The 16,978-nt window shown below is 35.6% G+C and carries 14 protein-coding genes, 1 tRNA gene and 3 pseudogenes; 3 read left to right on the top strand and 15 right to left on the bottom strand.

The window, feature by feature from the left end; translation table 11 throughout:
• Positions 1-38: 38 nt before the first annotated feature.
• From ACLKMH_RS09350 to ACLKMH_RS09310, 9 genes and pseudogenes are all read right to left on the bottom strand, one after another.
• Positions 39-218, bottom strand: a complete 180-nt coding sequence (locus ACLKMH_RS09350; RefSeq protein ID WP_413701731.1) for a glycosyltransferase — start codon at positions 216-218, stop codon at positions 39-41.
• A complete protein-coding gene (locus ACLKMH_RS09345) occupies positions 215-1,372 on the bottom strand; it encodes a glycosyltransferase family 4 protein (protein WP_413701730.1) in 1,158 nt (385 codons plus the stop codon). The genes ACLKMH_RS09350 and ACLKMH_RS09345 overlap by 4 nt, the downstream gene beginning before the upstream one ends.
• A 3-nt stretch (positions 1,373-1,375) precedes the next feature.
• Complete coding sequence (gene rfbC / locus ACLKMH_RS09340) at positions 1,376-1,921, bottom strand: dTDP-4-dehydrorhamnose 3,5-epimerase (RefSeq protein ID WP_413701729.1); 546 nt, start codon at positions 1,919-1,921, stop codon at positions 1,376-1,378.
• Positions 1,922-1,985: 64 nt separating this feature from the next.
• A pseudogene (gene rfbA / locus ACLKMH_RS09335) lies at positions 1,986-2,881 on the bottom strand (glucose-1-phosphate thymidylyltransferase RfbA).
• A 138-nt stretch (positions 2,882-3,019) separates the two neighbouring features.
• Positions 3,020-4,285: a lipopolysaccharide biosynthesis protein gene (locus ACLKMH_RS09330; protein ID WP_413701728.1), complete on the bottom strand. Its 1,266-nt coding sequence runs from the start codon at positions 4,283-4,285 to the stop codon at positions 3,020-3,022.
• A gap of 127 nt (positions 4,286-4,412) precedes the next feature.
• Positions 4,413-4,889, bottom strand: coding sequence for an ABC transporter permease (locus ACLKMH_RS09325; RefSeq protein ID WP_413702301.1), 477 nt, complete (start codon positions 4,887-4,889; stop codon positions 4,413-4,415).
• Between the two features lie 58 nt (positions 4,890-4,947).
• Positions 4,948-5,196, bottom strand: a complete 249-nt coding sequence (locus ACLKMH_RS09320) for a hypothetical protein (protein WP_413701727.1) — start codon at positions 5,194-5,196, stop codon at positions 4,948-4,950.
• Between the two features lie 91 nt (positions 5,197-5,287).
• Positions 5,288-7,036 (bottom strand): polysaccharide biosynthesis/export family protein, encoded by a 1,749-nt coding sequence (locus ACLKMH_RS09315; RefSeq protein WP_413701726.1) that lies wholly within the window; start codon positions 7,034-7,036, stop codon positions 5,288-5,290.
• A gap of 11 nt (positions 7,037-7,047) precedes the next feature.
• On the bottom strand, positions 7,048-7,443 hold the full coding sequence (locus ACLKMH_RS09310; RefSeq protein WP_413701725.1) for a hypothetical protein: 396 nt from the start codon (positions 7,441-7,443) through the stop codon (positions 7,048-7,050).
• Positions 7,444-7,967: 524 nt separating this feature from the next.
• Between ACLKMH_RS09310 and gltX the strand changes: the two genes are divergently transcribed.
• Positions 7,968-9,392 carry a glutamate--tRNA ligase gene (gltX, locus tag ACLKMH_RS09305; RefSeq protein ID WP_413701724.1) on the top strand — a complete coding sequence of 475 codons (1,425 nt, stop codon included), beginning with the start codon at positions 7,968-7,970 and terminating at the stop codon, positions 9,390-9,392.
• 273 nt (positions 9,393-9,665) lie between these two features.
• Positions 9,666-9,741 (top strand) — tRNA-Ala (locus tag ACLKMH_RS09300).
• A 37-nt stretch (positions 9,742-9,778) separates the two neighbouring features.
• Here the strand turns inward: ACLKMH_RS09300 and ACLKMH_RS09295 are convergent.
• The 3 genes from ACLKMH_RS09295 to apbC all read right to left on the bottom strand — a co-directional run bounded on the left by ACLKMH_RS09295 (position 9,779) and on the right by apbC (position 12,346).
• Positions 9,779-10,909: a hypothetical protein gene (locus tag ACLKMH_RS09295; RefSeq protein WP_413701723.1), complete on the bottom strand. Its 1,131-nt coding sequence runs from the start codon at positions 10,907-10,909 to the stop codon at positions 9,779-9,781.
• Between the two features lie 100 nt (positions 10,910-11,009).
• Positions 11,010-11,261: a DUF2164 domain-containing protein gene (locus tag ACLKMH_RS09290; protein WP_413701722.1), complete on the bottom strand. Its 252-nt coding sequence runs from the start codon at positions 11,259-11,261 to the stop codon at positions 11,010-11,012.
• Complete coding sequence (gene apbC, locus ACLKMH_RS09285) at positions 11,261-12,346, bottom strand: iron-sulfur cluster carrier protein ApbC (protein ID WP_413701721.1); 1,086 nt, start codon at positions 12,344-12,346, stop codon at positions 11,261-11,263. The genes ACLKMH_RS09290 and apbC overlap by 1 nt, the downstream gene beginning before the upstream one ends.
• Before the next feature lie 160 nt (positions 12,347-12,506).
• Between apbC and metG the strand changes: the two are divergent.
• Positions 12,507-14,569, top strand: a pseudogene (metG, locus tag ACLKMH_RS09280) (methionine--tRNA ligase).
• Between the two features lie 133 nt (positions 14,570-14,702).
• Here metG and galU read toward each other — a convergent pair.
• The 3 genes and pseudogenes from galU to ACLKMH_RS09265 all read right to left on the bottom strand — a co-directional run bounded on the left by galU (position 14,703) and on the right by ACLKMH_RS09265 (position 16,926).
• Positions 14,703-15,532, bottom strand: a pseudogene (gene galU, locus ACLKMH_RS09275) (UTP--glucose-1-phosphate uridylyltransferase GalU).
• Positions 15,533-15,639: 107 nt separating this feature from the next.
• Positions 15,640-16,473: a S1 RNA-binding domain-containing protein gene (locus ACLKMH_RS09270; RefSeq protein ID WP_413701720.1), complete on the bottom strand. Its 834-nt coding sequence runs from the start codon at positions 16,471-16,473 to the stop codon at positions 15,640-15,642.
• Positions 16,474-16,497: 24 nt separating this feature from the next.
• A complete protein-coding gene (locus ACLKMH_RS09265) occupies positions 16,498-16,926 on the bottom strand; it encodes a hotdog fold thioesterase (protein WP_413701719.1) in 429 nt (142 codons plus the stop codon).
• Positions 16,927-16,978 lie beyond the last annotated feature (52 nt).

The following is a 16,978-nucleotide window of genomic DNA, read 5'->3' as shown; positions in this document are numbered from 1 at the left end:
TTGTGTTCCATGTTTTCCAGACTGATTAATATGCAGTTCTATTTTATTATCGGTTTTTTTAGCTTTTCAATAATCTTCAACGTATCATCAGTTGAGCCATCATCGATGATAATAAAACGCTCGATTAACTCATTATATCCCTCACAGTTTTGTATAGAGGTTATCTGTTCCTTTAAAAATTTTGCACCATTATAAGTAGCAAGTACGATATCTATCATTTTGTTTTTTTATTTGAGAGCAATGCATCTATCATTAACAAGTAATGCTTGGCAATGTTTAAATGACAGAATTCTTTTTCAGCTTTAAGACGTCCATTGATGCCTAAATTTAAGCGTTCTTGATGTGACATATCAATGATTTTTTGCATGGCATCTTCTAAAGCTTCAACATTTCGACAGGGTATTTTTATACCTGTTATTTGATCCTCAACTGTTTCTCGGCATCCAACATTATCAGTAGTAATAACCGGTTTAGCCATTGCACAAGCTTCAATCAAACACTGTGGAATACCTTCTCGGTAGTAGGAAGGTAAAACAACACAGTCATAGTTTTTGACAACAGAATATACATCATCGGTTTTACCCAAATAGCGTACATTTCTTTCTTGGTCCCATCTTATCAATGTGCTTCGACTAATACCCTGAGGGTTATCTTCATCAATAAACCCAAGTAAAGAAAATTCACATTTAACAAAGTCACTAGAAGCCTCGTCTTTAGCGAGATATTTATCTCGTATTCTTTCAGCGACTTTTACAAACTCTATCACCCCTTTATTCTTCAACATTCTAGCCACTAAAATAAAACGGACAACATTATCATCTGGTGCAGAGTGCGCTTTAAAGCTTTTAAGATCGATGCCAATACCATGCACTCTGGAAGTGTGCTTTGCTTTAACAAAATGGTGCTCTAAATATACCTGCCTATCATCTGGGTTTTGAAAAATAATATGGTTAACTAAAGGCTGAGTGAGCCGTAATAGAAGCTTACCAATCCGTGGTTTAAACCCTTTTTCAGTAAATATTGACCCCAGTCCTGCTACACTATTTATAACAGGGATATTTAATAGGCGCCCAATAACTGCACCATAAATATTCATCTTGGGGGTAAAATTTAAAAGGCAATCAGGCTTTATTATTTTTATTGTGCTATAAAATTGTAGAATTGTTTTAAATTCTACAGTTAACTTTGCCCCAGATCGATCCACAGACATAGGATAAAAATGGCAACCCAACGCACTTAGTTTTTCAGAATAAGCATCTTTAGGTGCCAAAATGTAAACCTGTCGCCCATCTCCCATAAATTCTTTTATTGTTGTTCTAAAAAAATTATAGATAAACCATGAGGTATTTGAACTAATGAGTATTTTTTTCAAGAATTAAAACTTTGGTGCGTCTAAATATGACATTCCAGCTTCATCTTTAGCCGATAAGTTAGGAAGTTTTCCCTCAACTAATGGCCAATCAATGTTTAATGTTGAATCGTCCCATTTTATTGAGACCTCTGTATTAGGATTATAAATATCAGTACATTTATAAACAAACTCAGCCTCTTCACTTGTTACATAAAAACCGTGAGCAAAGCCTTCTGGGACCCATAGTTGACGTTTATTTTCAGCAGAGAGTAATACTCCAACCCATTGCCCAAACGTTTCTGAAGATGTACGCAAATCAACTGCCACATCAAATACTTCACCTTTTGTTACACGTACTAATTTACCCTGTGTATTCTCAGTTTGAAAATGTAAACCACGCAGAATTCCATGACTAGATTTGCTATGATTCTCTTGAACAAATTCTGTTTTACCACAATGCTCATTAAATAATGATGTACGAAAGGTTTCCATAAAGAAGCCTCGTTCATCGCCAAAGACCTTTGGCTCAATAATTTTTACGTCTGGAATGCTTGTTTCTATAAATTTCATAATAACGACTCGATTTACAAATTAAAAAGGCTAATAGCTAATTACTGATAGCTGATAGCTGGCTCTAAAACACTGCATTATCTAATAAAGATAATAAGTAACGACCGTAGCCCGATTTAATAAGAGGCTGTGCGATGTCTCTTAATTGTTCTTTACTGATATACCCCATTCTATAAGCTATTTCTTCAGGACAGTTTATTTTTAGCCCCTGGCGCTTTTTCTATTGCACGAATAAAAACCGCAGACATCAAGTAAATCATCTAGCGTACCGGTATCTAACCATGCCGTCCCACGCCCCATAATTTCTACTTTGAGAGATTTCGTTTGTAAATATTGGTCAATCACATCTGTAATTTCAAGTTCACCACGAGGAGATGGCTTAACATTTTTAGCAAATTGCACTACTTTGTTATCAAAGAAATATAGACCTGGAACTGCGTAATTAGATTTTGGTTTTTCAGGTTTTTCCTCGATAGAAATAGCTAAGCCTGTATCATCAAATTCAACAACTCCATAGGATTTAGGATTTGAAACATGATAGCCAAACACCGTTGCCCCAGATTCTTGCTGATTCGCTTTCTTTAAAGAAGTAGCAAAGTCATGACCATAAAATAAATTATCACCAAGCACTAAAGCGGCAGGAGAGCCTGCTAAGAACTCCTCAGCTAATAAAAAAGCTTGTGCTAATCCGTCAGGGCTTGGTTGCACTACATATTCAAAATTAATACCCCATGCGACTCCGTCCCCTAATAAACGCTGAAAACGATGTATTTCATCAGGTGTTGATATAATCAAAATTTCCGTAATACCTGCCATCATCAAATTTGAAACAGGATAAAAAATCATTGGTTTATCATAAACCGACATTAGTTGTTTACTAACAACTTTAGTTAATGGGTATAAACGCGTACCTGAACCACCAGCTAATATAATACCTTTTCGATTTAATGGATTGCTCATAAAATACCTTTAATTTATTTGTTAGAAAGCTAAAAATCTGATTCTTATTTTAATTCACGAATAGTTGTGACGATGATTTTTCCTATACCATATATCAAACTAAATAAAAGCAAAAATAAACTGATGTTATATATAACATCAGGGTATTTTTTCTTCACTTAATGTTGCTTTTTCAACTACGATCAAATATTTGATTTGTCGATATGCTTCAATTCTTGATTTTTCTAGGGATATTTGCGAAGAAGTGTAAGCTTGAAGTGCCAGCTCCATCTTTACTTTATAATCTGTAAATTTTGCTAATAACTCACTCACTGCAATTTCTTCTTTTCCAGATTGTGCGAGCTTATTTCTTTCTGTTTTTAATTGTGCACTTAGTGCTTTTAATTCATTTTGAAGTGATAAAACTTGAGGAGACTTAGGGCTCATTATTGCTTCAGCTGTTTTCAACTCTGTTTCTTTAGTCGCGATTTGCCCTTCTAGAGTATAAGTAATCTCTTGCATCGCTACCCCTTCTGCGGTAGGGTCTAACAAATTATATTGTTGTTGAAAATTTAATAAATCAGTCTGCGCCTTTGCGAACTTTCTCTCAATATTTTCATGTTCACCTTTAATAAAAGCGAGTTGTTCATTTGCTAATTGATGACCTATAGAATTAATAAACCATTCTGCACGGTTAACAATTTTATTTGTCAATAACTGTGCATACTCACTATCAAATCCTTGACTAGAAATAGTTATAATCCCTGATTTTTCATTAATATCAACTTTAACTCTTTCTTGAAAATAACTAAGTAATTCATCTCGACTATCACTTTCATGAATACGACTGAAATAATCGATAAAACCTTGAGTGTAATGATTTCGCAAATCTAACTCATGATTCAAATATTGCACCATATCATTAGAGTATATATAAGCTTTTACCAATTCAGTATCGGAACCACCAGAGGATACACCTATACCGGAAAGCAAAGCCATTCCCGCATCCATGGTTGACATTGAATCAGGTTGTTGAACTATTACCTGCGCTTTACTTTCAAAACGCTCAGTTGCAATAAACACTTGGTAAATGGTGAATAGCAAAAATGGTAAAATAACAAGCAACATAAAAGGCGAGGTAATAATAGCTTTTAACTTTCCTTTTTGGATTTCATTTACCTTAACGTTTTGTTTATTTTTGTTTTTTGTCTCTTTAACTGATAACTGAGAGCTACCAGCTGACGACTTCTCTCTCTTCTGGTTTTGCAAATTTTTAACACGCACTAAAACGCGATCTGATAATTCTTTATCAGAATGTTTTAATTCTTCAGCCTTTTGTTTTAAAAAGTCAATACTATTGAATTCTTCTGGCTTAAGTGTATTTTTTAATTGTGAAAATCTTTGTCCAAGCATATAAATCAGCAACCAGTTATGAGCTGTTAGCTCTCAGTAAATATAAGCTTTCAACACTATGCTGTCAGCTTTCTGTAAAATAAGGGTTCAGCTTTCGCATAGCTAATCACTGAAAAGTATTCGCCTAAAATTTATCTAACTATCGGCTTATCGCCTGCTTCCAACTTATATGATAAATGGCTAATGCTAGAAATAGACTGCATAGTGTAAACATGTTTAAATAAAATTCACTTACCCCTGCATCACCATAACTAGGATAAGCGACATATCTCATTAATTCAACGGCATGTAACAAAGGATTCCAATTCAAATAGTGCCAGTATTCAATAGGTATATCCTGTAAACTAAAAAATATTCCAGAAATAAAAAATATTGGACGCATAGCTAACGACCTTAATTTTTCTATTTCTGGCAGGTAACAAGATACAATAGCGAAAATAATACCAATACAAGTTGCAAACAACCAAACCTGGAAAAATATAAAAATTAAAACAATAACATTATCAATATGAATTTCTATTCGCATAAATAAACATATAATACCTATTATTAGTACGACAAAGATTTTAACTAGAAACTCAAAACAAGAAACAGCAATAATTGAGCTTATTGGCATAACTTGACGAAATGCGTACAAAGGTTTACTTTTTTTATCGAATTAGATACACTACCGATTATTCCCAAAAAAACTGAACAAGCACTAAACCATAAACCATGAAAAAGAATGTTGGAACTGTATGTGTTTCACCTCCATCAAATCTACCTCTAATAAATGAAAGCATCATTATAAAAGCAACTGGGGAAACAACAGACCAACTAATGCCTAATTTATCACTAAATTTACTTTTAATTTCTCTTAGAAAAATCGCAAATATGACATCACCCCATATTTTAAGGGTTGATCTTTTTTTAACTAATGCCATAAGGACAACGCTAAAATGCTAGAAGGCTTGAAAGCTTTAATGTCTGAAGCTAAGAGCTGATAGCTAATAGCTGATAGCTGAGCTTTAATCATCAATTAATCGCCACATTTGCGACTACGGCTATTTGATAGATAATTTGTGTTACATCTTTTACAGCTTGCATAATTTTAGCATCAACTTTAGGAAGCACTAGAATTTGGTCACCTGGTTGAATTTTGGCATTAATATCAAAAACAACCAGGCCATTTGCTCTGACAATTGAGATACGTTCATCTTCTGCTCTATCAGTAAAACCACCCGCCCAAGCGATATAATCATCAACAGTCGCATTTGGGTTAAATACTACTGCCTGTGGCATTAACACCTCACCACCAACTTGAATTAAATCAGTGTAATGAGGAATTACGATTTGATCCCCCTTTTCCAGTAGTATATTTGCTGTTACTCCGTTATCAGAAACAATCACTTTACCTAATGGCATTATTTGTCGAGCTTTTTCTGTAAAAGCTAACACTAATTCAGCTTCTTTGGCACGAATAGCGGCTTCGCCATCCGATGACACAGGAGCACTAAAAACACTCCTTTCTAGTCTATCAAGAGACTCATCCAACATTTGTTTTTGACGTTGCGCGACACTTTTACGAAGAATATAAATTGATTGGTTATCTGTTAAATCAGGAATAATTGGAATATGACTTAATAAATCATGCAAACGTGTGCTTTTTTTCACCGCAAAATAAGAAGGGCCTAAATAACTGCCAGATACTTGCACATCAATTACATGTGCATGTAAATCATCGTTAAAGACAACACTATCACCATCTTTAAGATCAAAATTTAAGAAGTCATTGTATTCAAGATAAACGGAAAAAGGTCCTTCACTTCTATGTCCAAACACTCCAACGTGACTGATTTTTGCATTAGGTCTTGCCAAGTCTGCAATTTCTTGCCCTGAAGAAATAGGGTTTGTTAATTCAAAACGAAAAGGGTTTCGTACAGAACCGCTTACAGTGATCGCTGATTTTTGCGGTTTAACTAAAACAACATCTTCATCTTTAAAGGTTACTTTTTCTAGTTTGCCAGATTGTACAAAATCATACAGATCAATACTTTTTATCACGTCACCATTACGGATTATTTGTATTTCTCTATAACTACCACGTTCAGGATCAATACCACCAGCGCGTTTTAAGAAATATAATAGACTGTCCGAAGCCATACCAGCATATTGCCCAGGGCGAATTATCGCACCAGATAAATACACACTCACGGGAGTTGCAGTCAGTAAATTAACGTATATTTCTACATTGTTTGTATAAATAGCTTTTATTTTACCTGTTACAAAGCGATTTACCTCACTTGCAAGTACACCAGAAACATTAATCGGTCCGACGTTAGGTATAAAAATATTGCCTTGATTATCAACGGTCGCCACATCCGCATAACTTACCGCGCCCCAAATCCAAAGATTTATTTTATCTCCAGGGGCAATCAAGTAATTATCATTAAGGCCGTCACTACGTTCTGATTCATAACCACCTGCAAAGATATTAGCGCCATATGGCGGAGGAAAATCTTCACCTGAAGTAGGAAGTAATTGACGAACATCTACTTCTCCCGGTAATAATACACCAGCTCTTGAAGCTTTATTATATTGACCTGCTTCTAAGGATTGCATTGCAGAGGGATTAGTTAAAGTAGGAATACTTTGAGTTGCATTACTGCCAACATCAACTGTACTTGGTTCAAAAGCCGCAGTTACTAGGTTAGAAAAAGAAAGTAACGAAAGTGAAATAACAGTAGCTGTAAAGCTTTTAATTTTGAAGGCATTAATTTTCATAAGTGACTCTATTACAGTTCAAAATGGCGAGTAGATTCAATAATTTCATTTTCTAAAAACCATGCTGTTTGTTGTTCATTTTCAGCATTTAAGAATGAAATTTCACATACGATACGTCGCTTCATAACTTGCGTTTTATCGGTGATTGTTAACTCACGGCATGTTTTCCCTAATGCCGAGGTATAAAGTTCGCTTAACTGAAGACTGAACTCTGTATGAGGAAGAACTAACTGAGAAGGATCCGATAATGCTTGCCAATAACGTTCAGGTACGACTTCTTTATTGGGCTTTTCTTGAGAAAAAGTTACCAGGGGAACTGAAGCATTTACTTTACGCGGTTTACTTGTACAACCAGCAATCAATAAAATACATACAAAAATTGAGCTGTTTCTAAAAATATTTTGCATTTTAATAATTCTTACTTCCATTGTTTAATTTGAAATCGTATTCCACTTTTATCAAAGGAAATACCCTTGAACAATTCATTATCAATAAATGCATTGTAAATAACAACGTAAAAAAATAAACATTTTGTTATTCAATATTAACCATACTGAGGCTCAGAAATATACCGAATCAAGCTCTTTAACGCAACATTAAGGTCTACAAATAATCAAACAAACACAATAGATCTATGCAAAATCTAATCCAGTGATGAAATTTCAAGCGATGAGTTACGTGTTTCTAATCGTAAGTGACTAGCTTCAACTTCGAGATCCGAGCTTTCAAATACTCATCTCTCATCACTTGTAACTGAAAAGCTTAATAACTATTTGCGACTAGAAAATCATCACTCGCCTTTTAACTTTCACACATCAAATTTGTTTCACTAAGATAAAATAAATAATTAATCTAATACATTGGTATTGAGTTGGGGATTAGTTAAAATGCGTTTATTTTTCCAACTGTTTAAAATAAAGGATATTCCCAAATGACCGTTAAGACTCGTTTTGCTCCCAGTCCAACTGGATTTTTACACGTCGGTGGTGCACGTACTGCTCTTTACTCTTGGTTATATGCAAAAAGCCAAGGTGGAGAATTTGTATTACGTATTGAAGATACTGATGTGGAGCGTTCAACTCAGGAAGCCGTTGATGCCATTTTAGAAGGTATGAGTTGGTTAGGGTTAGATTGGGATGAAGGTCCTTATTATCAAACTAAACGTTATGATCGTTATAACGAAATGGTTGATAAGTTACTCGCAGAAGACAAAGCTTATAAATGTTACGCATCAAAAGAATTGCTTGACGAAATTCGTAGTGAGCAGGAAGCCAATAAAGAAATGGCTCGCTACGATGCTAATCACCCCAAAATTATTGTTGCTAATGCTAACGCTACTAAAGGTGATCCTTGCGTTATTCGTTTTCGTAATCCTAAAGAAGGCTCTGTTACCTTTAATGATGAAATTCGTGGAAATATTGAAATTGCTAACAGTCAGTTAGATGATTTGATTATCCGTCGCACAGATGGCTCTCCAACTTACAACTTTTGTGTTGTTGTAGATGATTGGGATATGCAAATCACTCATGTAGTGCGTGGTGAAGATCATATTAATAATACCCCTCGTCAAATCAATATTTATAAAGCATTAGGTGCACCTGTGCCGACTTTTGCTCACTGTGCAATGATTCTAGGTGATGATGGTGCAAAACTATCTAAGCGTCATGGTGCTGTGTCTGTAATGCAATACCGTGATGAAGGTTACCTACCGAATGCACTTAATAACTATTTAGTTCGTTTAGGTTGGTCACATGGCGATCAAGAAATTTTCTCAGAACAGGAAATGATTGATTTGTTTAGTTTAAATTCAGTAAGCAAATCTGCTTCCGCTTTTAATACTGATAAGCTTTTATGGTTAAACAATCATTATATTAAAACATCTGAACCTGAATATGTGGCTGGTTACTTACAATGGCACATGGATAAGCAAAATATTGATACATCAAATGGCCCAGCGTTAACTGATGTTATTACTGCACTTTCCGAAAAAGTTAAAACATTAGTCGAGCTGGCCTCTTCTAGTCGTTATTTTTATGAAGATTATGCAGACTTTGATGCAAATGCGGCGAAGAAACACCTTCGCCCAGTTGCTAAAGAAGCATTAGCTTTAGTACAAACTAAATTACAAGCTTGTGATGATTGGGCTGATGAAACACTACATCAAATCATTCAAGACACAGCTGATGAACTTGAAGTAGGCATGGGCAAAGTAGGCATGCCATTACGCGTGGCTATTACAGGTGCAGGACAATCTCCATCACTTGACGTGACTTTACGTTTAATTGGTAAAGAACGAAGCATTAACGGTATTTCACGTGCATTAGAGTTTATTGCAAAGCGTGAGGCGGGACAATAAGAAAAAAGATGCTGAAAGGCAGGAAGGCTCGAAAGCTGGAAAGCTGGAAAAGCTGGAAAAGCAGGAAAGCTGGAAAGCTGGAAAGCTGGAAAGCTGGAAAGCTGGAAAAGCTTATAGCCTTAAAGCCTTAAAGCCTTAAAGCCTTAAAGCAATATGACCTTATGCCCTTCGGGCTTTTTAGCTTTTTAAATTGACAACAAATATCGGGGTGAATATAATCTGCCTCGATATTAATCTTTTATTTCCAGTAATATCAACTACCTGTAATAATATGGGGCTATAGCTCAGCTGGGAGAGCGCTTCGCTGGCGGCGAAGAGGTCTGCGGTTCGATCCCGCATAGCTCCACCACTTCTAAGATATATTCAAACTTAAATTACTTCTTAGTTTAAAAATCCGGATAACTTTTTTGTTGAAAATAATCAGCAACGGATATTAATTTTAGTGCAGACTTTTTCTCTTTACTAACACTGATATTGTTATTATTCATAATCAGAATTAGTCCGCTAACATTTTTTGTTAAAACACCTTTATCAAGCTCTGCAAAGGTCAAATAAAGTTGTAAACTTTCTGTAATATCAACATCATTAACGATCTCTATATTAGTTAAACGACATTCTGGATACGGCAATTCAATCTCTTCTAAGGCTAATAAATAGTTTTCTGTTAATTCAACATCCACATTATCGGTACGAATTAAACCGTCTTGATTAACCCAGGAAGTTAATGTGCTTTGTAGAGTACAATCGTACAATTCAACATAGGAAGAATTACAAATTTTCAATGCTCCCTGCGCGAGAGAAATATATTCAATACAACGATTTTCAGGTGCACTTAAGCGTCGCACATAATGATAGAATTTCATCAAGGCTTGAAAATTAGCAACATTCACTTTAGTGACAGATAGTTGATCATTCTCTTCAACAAGCAACTTTATAACTTGCTTTACTTGGTGATACAAAAGTTCTGTTTTTTCAGGAAAGGCGAACTCTAACAACTCATTTTCACCTTCATTACTTAGTCGGTAATATCCTAGTTGATTTAGAAAAGTGATTTCCACTAGTGTTTGCCCCGCAATCGGCAAGCCTTCTTGCTTAGCTGTAATATTTAATTTAGCGAGATATTGTGATAGGGAGTGATTTGGCTTAAGTGCTTTGATTTTTAATAGATAAGCAACACCTGATTTATCTTCGTTAAACAATATCGATGGATCCAATCCATCTTCATCAAGATAAATAGCAATACGCTCTTCAATATTTTGCTTTTTGCGGCGTGCTTGTCGTCCAACAGGTTCGGCAACTTTATAAAAATCAAATTCACTGCTTTGTTTGGATTTTAAGTAGTTGGCAATAATAAGAGATAACAAGCAAAATAAAGCCCAGCCATAATAAATATAATCGGGCTCCGTTGGAAAGAATTCAGCAGGATCTAAAAAAATGAATATAAAGCCAATTAAAGTCGCTGAAATAATTAATGCATTAATATTGGCTTTTAAGTTTTCACTGTTGAATAATTTCAATATAAGACCCAGCTAATAGGTAAAATGAACATTTATTCTACAATTAAAGATAAATAAAAATCAACATGATCATAAGATTGTAAAATATAGAGAAAAATATTTAATCAAAATCAGTTACTTTTTCAAGTTCATAAAATGATTCTGTAATGGTATCTAACTTCTCATCTAATAATTGTCTCGCATCATTAAGGCCTTGGTTGTAATAAGCTGAACCAACTTTTTCACTAAAGAAATCAAGCAAAAATTCAGCATCAAAATCTCCAATTTCTTGTTCTAATTCCCTTTCAAAATAACGTTGAATTTCACTGACAATCCTGCTTTTTTGTTCAATAGAAAACTCAATGCTTGCCATTACTTTAATTCCTTAATATTAATTGGCTGAATAGCTGGTTTAAGGTCTCGATATAAATTCACTGCTAATGTCTCTGCGAGAGCAAGATAAGGAGCAACTAGCGTTGCTTGTTCGCCTTTACTCACTGTTGGATTGCCTTGATCGCTATCTTCACGATAATTAATATGTAGTGGTAATCGACCTAGGAAAGGTAAATCAAATTGCTCTGCTAGTTTTTCACCACCACCAGTGCCAAAGATGGCTTCACTATGACCGCATTTTGAGCAGGTAAATAGACTCATGTTTTCAACAATTCCAGAGATGTGAGTGTCCACTTTATTAAACATGGTGACTCCTTTTTTAGCATCAATTAAAGCGACATCCTGTGGTGTTGTCACAATTACTGCACTACTAACAGGTACGTTCTGCGACATAGTTAATTGAATATCACCCGTACCAGGTGGCATATCAACTACTAAATAGTCTAATTCAGGCCAATCGGTTTCATTTAAAACCTGTTGTAATGCCTTACTTGCCATTGGACCACGCCAAATCATGGCATCTTCTTCAGCCACTAAAAAGCCAATGCTATTACAAACAATACCATGCGCTTCAATAGGCAACATAAGCTTACCATCGGCACTACTTGGTTTTGCATCTTTAACACCTAATAAAGTTGGCGTGGAAGGGCCATAAATATCGGCATCTAACATACCGACCTTAGCGCCATTCTTAGCTAATGCTAAGGCTAAATTAACACTAACAGTTGATTTACCGACACCGCCTTTTCCTGATGCAACTACGATTATATTTTTGATATTAATAAGTGCCGTTTTAGTACTACTCACCTGTAACGCCATTACATCATGTGATACTTGCCAAATAGGCTCCGCATTGAGTAACTTTTGAATGTCACTAGCACTATCTTGTTGCAAGGAAGCAAGCCAAATAGGCGCATAAAAAGGTAATTTCAGGGAGATTGTCTTAGAATTTTCATCAAAGCTAAGGCGCTTATCTTGCTGTAATTTATTGATGATTGAAGTGTTATCAAACTTATTCAGTATTTTGATAATTTTTTCAAGGTAATTGGCTTTTTTGAATAACATAACAATCCTAATGAGAAAAAGTGTTTGTTTAGTCTACCAAAATCAAACTCACTTTTACCATTAATTTAACAGTGGGCTTTGTAGCTTGAATTGGGTAGAATTATCCTTCTAATAAAATACTTAAAGCTACATATTACTGCTAAATAGGAATACCCATAAAATGGCAAATCAAGATCGTAAAATCCTAGTTACCTGCGCCCTCCCCTATGCAAACGGCCCGATCCATTTAGGTCATATGTTAGAGCATGTACAAGCAGATATTTGGGTACGCTTTCAACGTTTACGTGGTAACAAGGTTCATTTTATCTGTGCTGACGATGCCCACGGTACACCTATTATGCTTAAAGCAAATGAAATGGGTATCACACCTGAACAAATGATTAATGATATTAAAGCGTCACATGAAAGTGACTTTAACGGTTTTAATATTAGCTTTGACAATTACCACTCGACTCATAGTGAAGAAAATAAAACCCTATCATCACAAATTTATATCACTTTACGTGACAGTGGTTTTATTAAAACAAAAACAATTTCTCAGTTATTTGATCCTGAAAAAGAGATGTTCCTACCAGACCGTTTCGTAAAAGGCACTTGCCCGAAATGTAAATCTGAAGATCAATACGGCGATAACTGTGATAACTGTGGTGCTACCTACAGTCCGACTGAAATGCTGAATCCTAAATCAGCCGTTTCAGGTGCTACACCTGTCATGAAAGATACTGAGCATTTCTTCTTTGATTTACCACAGTTTGAAGATATGTTAAAAACCTGGACAAAATCTGGTGCGCTTCAAGCAGAGATGGCAAATAAAGTTGCTGAATGGTTTGAGTTTGGTCTTAAACAATGGGATATCACCCGTGACGCACCTTACTTCGGATTTGAAATTCCTGATGCACCGGGTAAATATTTTTATGTTTGGCTAGATGCGCCTATCGGTTACATGGGTAGCTTTAAAAACCTATGTGATAGAACTGAAGGTCTTGATTTTGATGAGTACTGGAAGCTAAATAGTGACGCTGAGTTATATCATTTCATTGGCAAAGACATAGTTAACTTCCACAGTCTATTTTGGCCCGCTGTATTAGAAGGTTCAGGATTCCGTAAACCGACTGGTGTTAATGTTCATGGATATGTCACGGTAAATGGCGCTAAGATGTCTAAATCTAAAGGCACCTTTATTAAAGCTAGCACTTATCTTGAAAACCTTGATCCTGAATGTTTACGTTATTATTACGCGACTAAATTAACCAGTAAAATTGATGATTTAGACCTTAATTTAGAAGACTTCACGCGACGCGTTAATACTGATGTAGTTAACAAACTGGTAAATTTAGCGTCACGTACTGCTGGTTTTATTGCGAAGAAATATGACGGTGAATTATCAGCAACAGTTTCAGAACCAGAGTTATATCAACAGTTTGTTGATGCAAGCGAAACTATTGCGGACTTATTTGAAAAACGAGAGTTTGCCCGCGCTATTCGTGAAATTATGGCATTAGCAGATCTTGCTAATAAATACATTGATGAAAAAGCACCTTGGGCTCTCGCTAAAGAAGAAGGTAAAGCCTTAGAAGTCCAAGAAATTTGCTCTATGGGTATTAACCTGTTCCGCGTTTTAATGACCTACCTAAAACCTATCATGCCTAAACTTGCCACACGCAGTGAAGAATTTTTAGCGGAAACTTTAACCTGGGAAAGCATTAAATCACCACTTTCGGGTCATAAAATTAATAAGTTTAAAGCGTTATTCCAACGTATTGATGCTAAACATGTTGAAGCTATGGTTGAAGCCTCTAAAGACAGCATTGAAGCAGATAAGGCGACAAAAGCGACTGTTATTGCCGCTGAGCTTGAAGCATCAAAATCTGAACTTGATAAAGAGCCACTAGCACCAGAAATCGATTTTGATACCTTTGCTAAAACTGATTTGCGCGTAGCATTAATTGTAAAAGCCGAGCATGTGCCAAAAGCAAATAAACTACTTAAGTTAACACTCGACATTGGTGGTGAAACACGAAACGTTTTTGCTGGTATTAAATCTGCTTATAATCCAGAAGATTTAGAAGGCAAGTTAACGGTCATGGTAGCCAACCTAGCGCCACGTAAAATGAAGTTTGGTATGTCAGAAGGCATGGTATTAGCAAGCTCGGCCCAGGCGGTGAAGATATTCACATCTTAAACCCAGACAATGGCGCAAAACCAGGGCAAAGGATAATGTAGAAGATCAGCTGAAAGGCAGGAAAGCTGGAAAGCTGGAAAACCTTATAGCCTTAAAGCCTTAATATTCAGAAACAAAAAATCCCAACCTAGTTGGGATTTTTTATAAGCATTGAAAAGTATTTAAGCTTGAATACTATTCTTCATATAGATTGTCATACACATAATTAGTTGCTTCGATATAACCTGGGACACTACCGCAGTCAAAACGCTTACCTTTAAATTTATAAGCGATAACACAACCTGATTTTGCCTGTTGTAATAATGCATCGGTGATTTGAATCTCATCATTTTTACCAGGAGGTGTATCTTCTAAAATTTTGAAAATATCAGGTGTTAAAATATAACGTCCAATAATCGCTAAATTACTTGGTGCTGTTCCAGGTGCTGGTTTTTCAACCATATCATCAACACGGAAAATATCATCTCTGATCATTGAACCTTTGATAACACCATATTTGTGAATTTCTTCTTCTGGTACTTCTTCAACAGCGATAATTGAACAACGGAACTGCTCATATAATGCGACCATCTGTTTTAGAACCACCATCCCCTTCAGAGTTAATACATAAGTCATCTGCTAGTACAACGGCAAAAGCTTCATCACCAATCAGTTCACGACCAATCAAAATAGCGTGGCCTAAACCTCTCATTTTTCGTTGACGGATAAAAGAAAAGCGCGCGCTATCCATAATTTTACGAATATCTTTTAATTTTTCTTCCTTCGCAGTACCACTGATTTCATTTTCTAATTCATAATTATGATCAAAATGATCGGCGATTGAATGCTTACCGCGACCTACCACAATTCCCATTCCCGTCATGCCTGCTTCTAATGCTTCATCAACACCAAACTCTATCAATGGTTTGTTTACTAATGGCATCATTTCTTTTGGCATAGACTTAGTCGCGGGTAAGAAACGTGTTCCGTAACCAGTCTGCTGGAAATAAACATTTTTTAATCATAGTATCCGTACCTTTATCAGTTTAAATTGAACATTAAGTTGAAACTAGTAAAACCAAGTTATCATTTTAAGATTTATTTTGCATCATATTTTTGGCATTCTAAAAACCTATTCGATGATACGAATGCCATCATTTTCAATCGTAATTAACTTTTTACGATATAACTGACCGATTGATTTTTTAAAGTTTGCTTTACTCATTTTAAGAATTTTAGCAATCATTTCAGGTTTACTTTTATCATGTAATGGCAGGTAACCTTGGTTCTGTTTTAAGCTTTGTAAAATACGTTCAGCTAACGCATCAACCTTTGCATAGCCTACTTTTGTCAGCCCAACATCTAATTTTCCATCTTCACGTATTTGTTTGATATAACCTTTACAATGTTTACCAATTCCCATGTCTCCAAAGACTTCACTTTCAAACAGCACGCCCCAATGTTTATCATTGATAATTGCTTTAAAACCTAACTCTGTTTTATCAGCAATAAGAATATCCACTTTTTCACCTACTTTATAATCAGCAGATTCATTATCTAAGAAACGATCCAGTTTTGAGGATGCAACTAAACGCTCACTGATATCATCTTGATAAACATAAACAACGTATCCATAACCTTGTTTCATGGGTGTTTTTTGTTGGTTAAAAGGCACTAATAAATCTTTAGGTAAGCCCCAATCTAAAAATGCTCCGGCACGATTGGTATCAATAACTTTTAACGAAGAAAATTTATTAACCTCTGCTTTAGCGCGTTGTGTTGTCGCAATTAAGCGATCTTCAGAATCAAAGTATAAAAATACTTTAACAGAGTCACCGATTTGCATATCATCGGTTGCATAACGACGCGGTAAAAGGATTTCTCCCTCAGGCCCACCATCAAGATAAAAGCCAAAATCAACCTGCTTGATGATTTTCAGATCGTTATAAGTACCAATTTTAATCATAATTTTCTCTTTAATTTGTTGTAATTAACCTTTAGGTCGGTCAATTACTGCTAACGTCAAACGTGACGTGCAAATAAGTTGCTGTTTTTCATTATGTATTTCTATCTGCCATACATGTACTGTACGGCCCAATCGAATTGCCTTGGCAATTCCAGTTACAACACCTGCTTTAACACTGCGCAGATGGTTTGCATTCACTTCAAGACCAACACAGACCTTATTAGCCGGGACAGCTAAATTCCCCGCGACGCTACCTAGCGTTTCTGCTAATACCACCGATGCCCCACCATGCAATAAACCATGAGGTTGATGAGTGCGATTATCAACTGGCATCGTTGCTTTAATAAAGTCATCACCGACTTGAGTATATTCAATACCTAATAAATCAATGATGGTATTTTCATTTAGTTTATTAAGACGCTCCAATGAGACATCTTTTTTCCAAATTGACAAAATTTAAACCCCTTAATGATGCTTGAAAGCCAGAAAGCTAGAAGCTAGAAGC

Source organism: Psychromonas sp. KJ10-10, from assembly GCF_047323245.1.
In the GTDB taxonomy this organism is placed as follows: domain Bacteria; phylum Pseudomonadota; class Gammaproteobacteria; order Enterobacterales; family Psychromonadaceae; genus Psychromonas.
The sequence above is the reverse complement of the archived record's forward strand: the minus strand, read 5'-3'. Positions and strand labels throughout refer to the sequence as shown.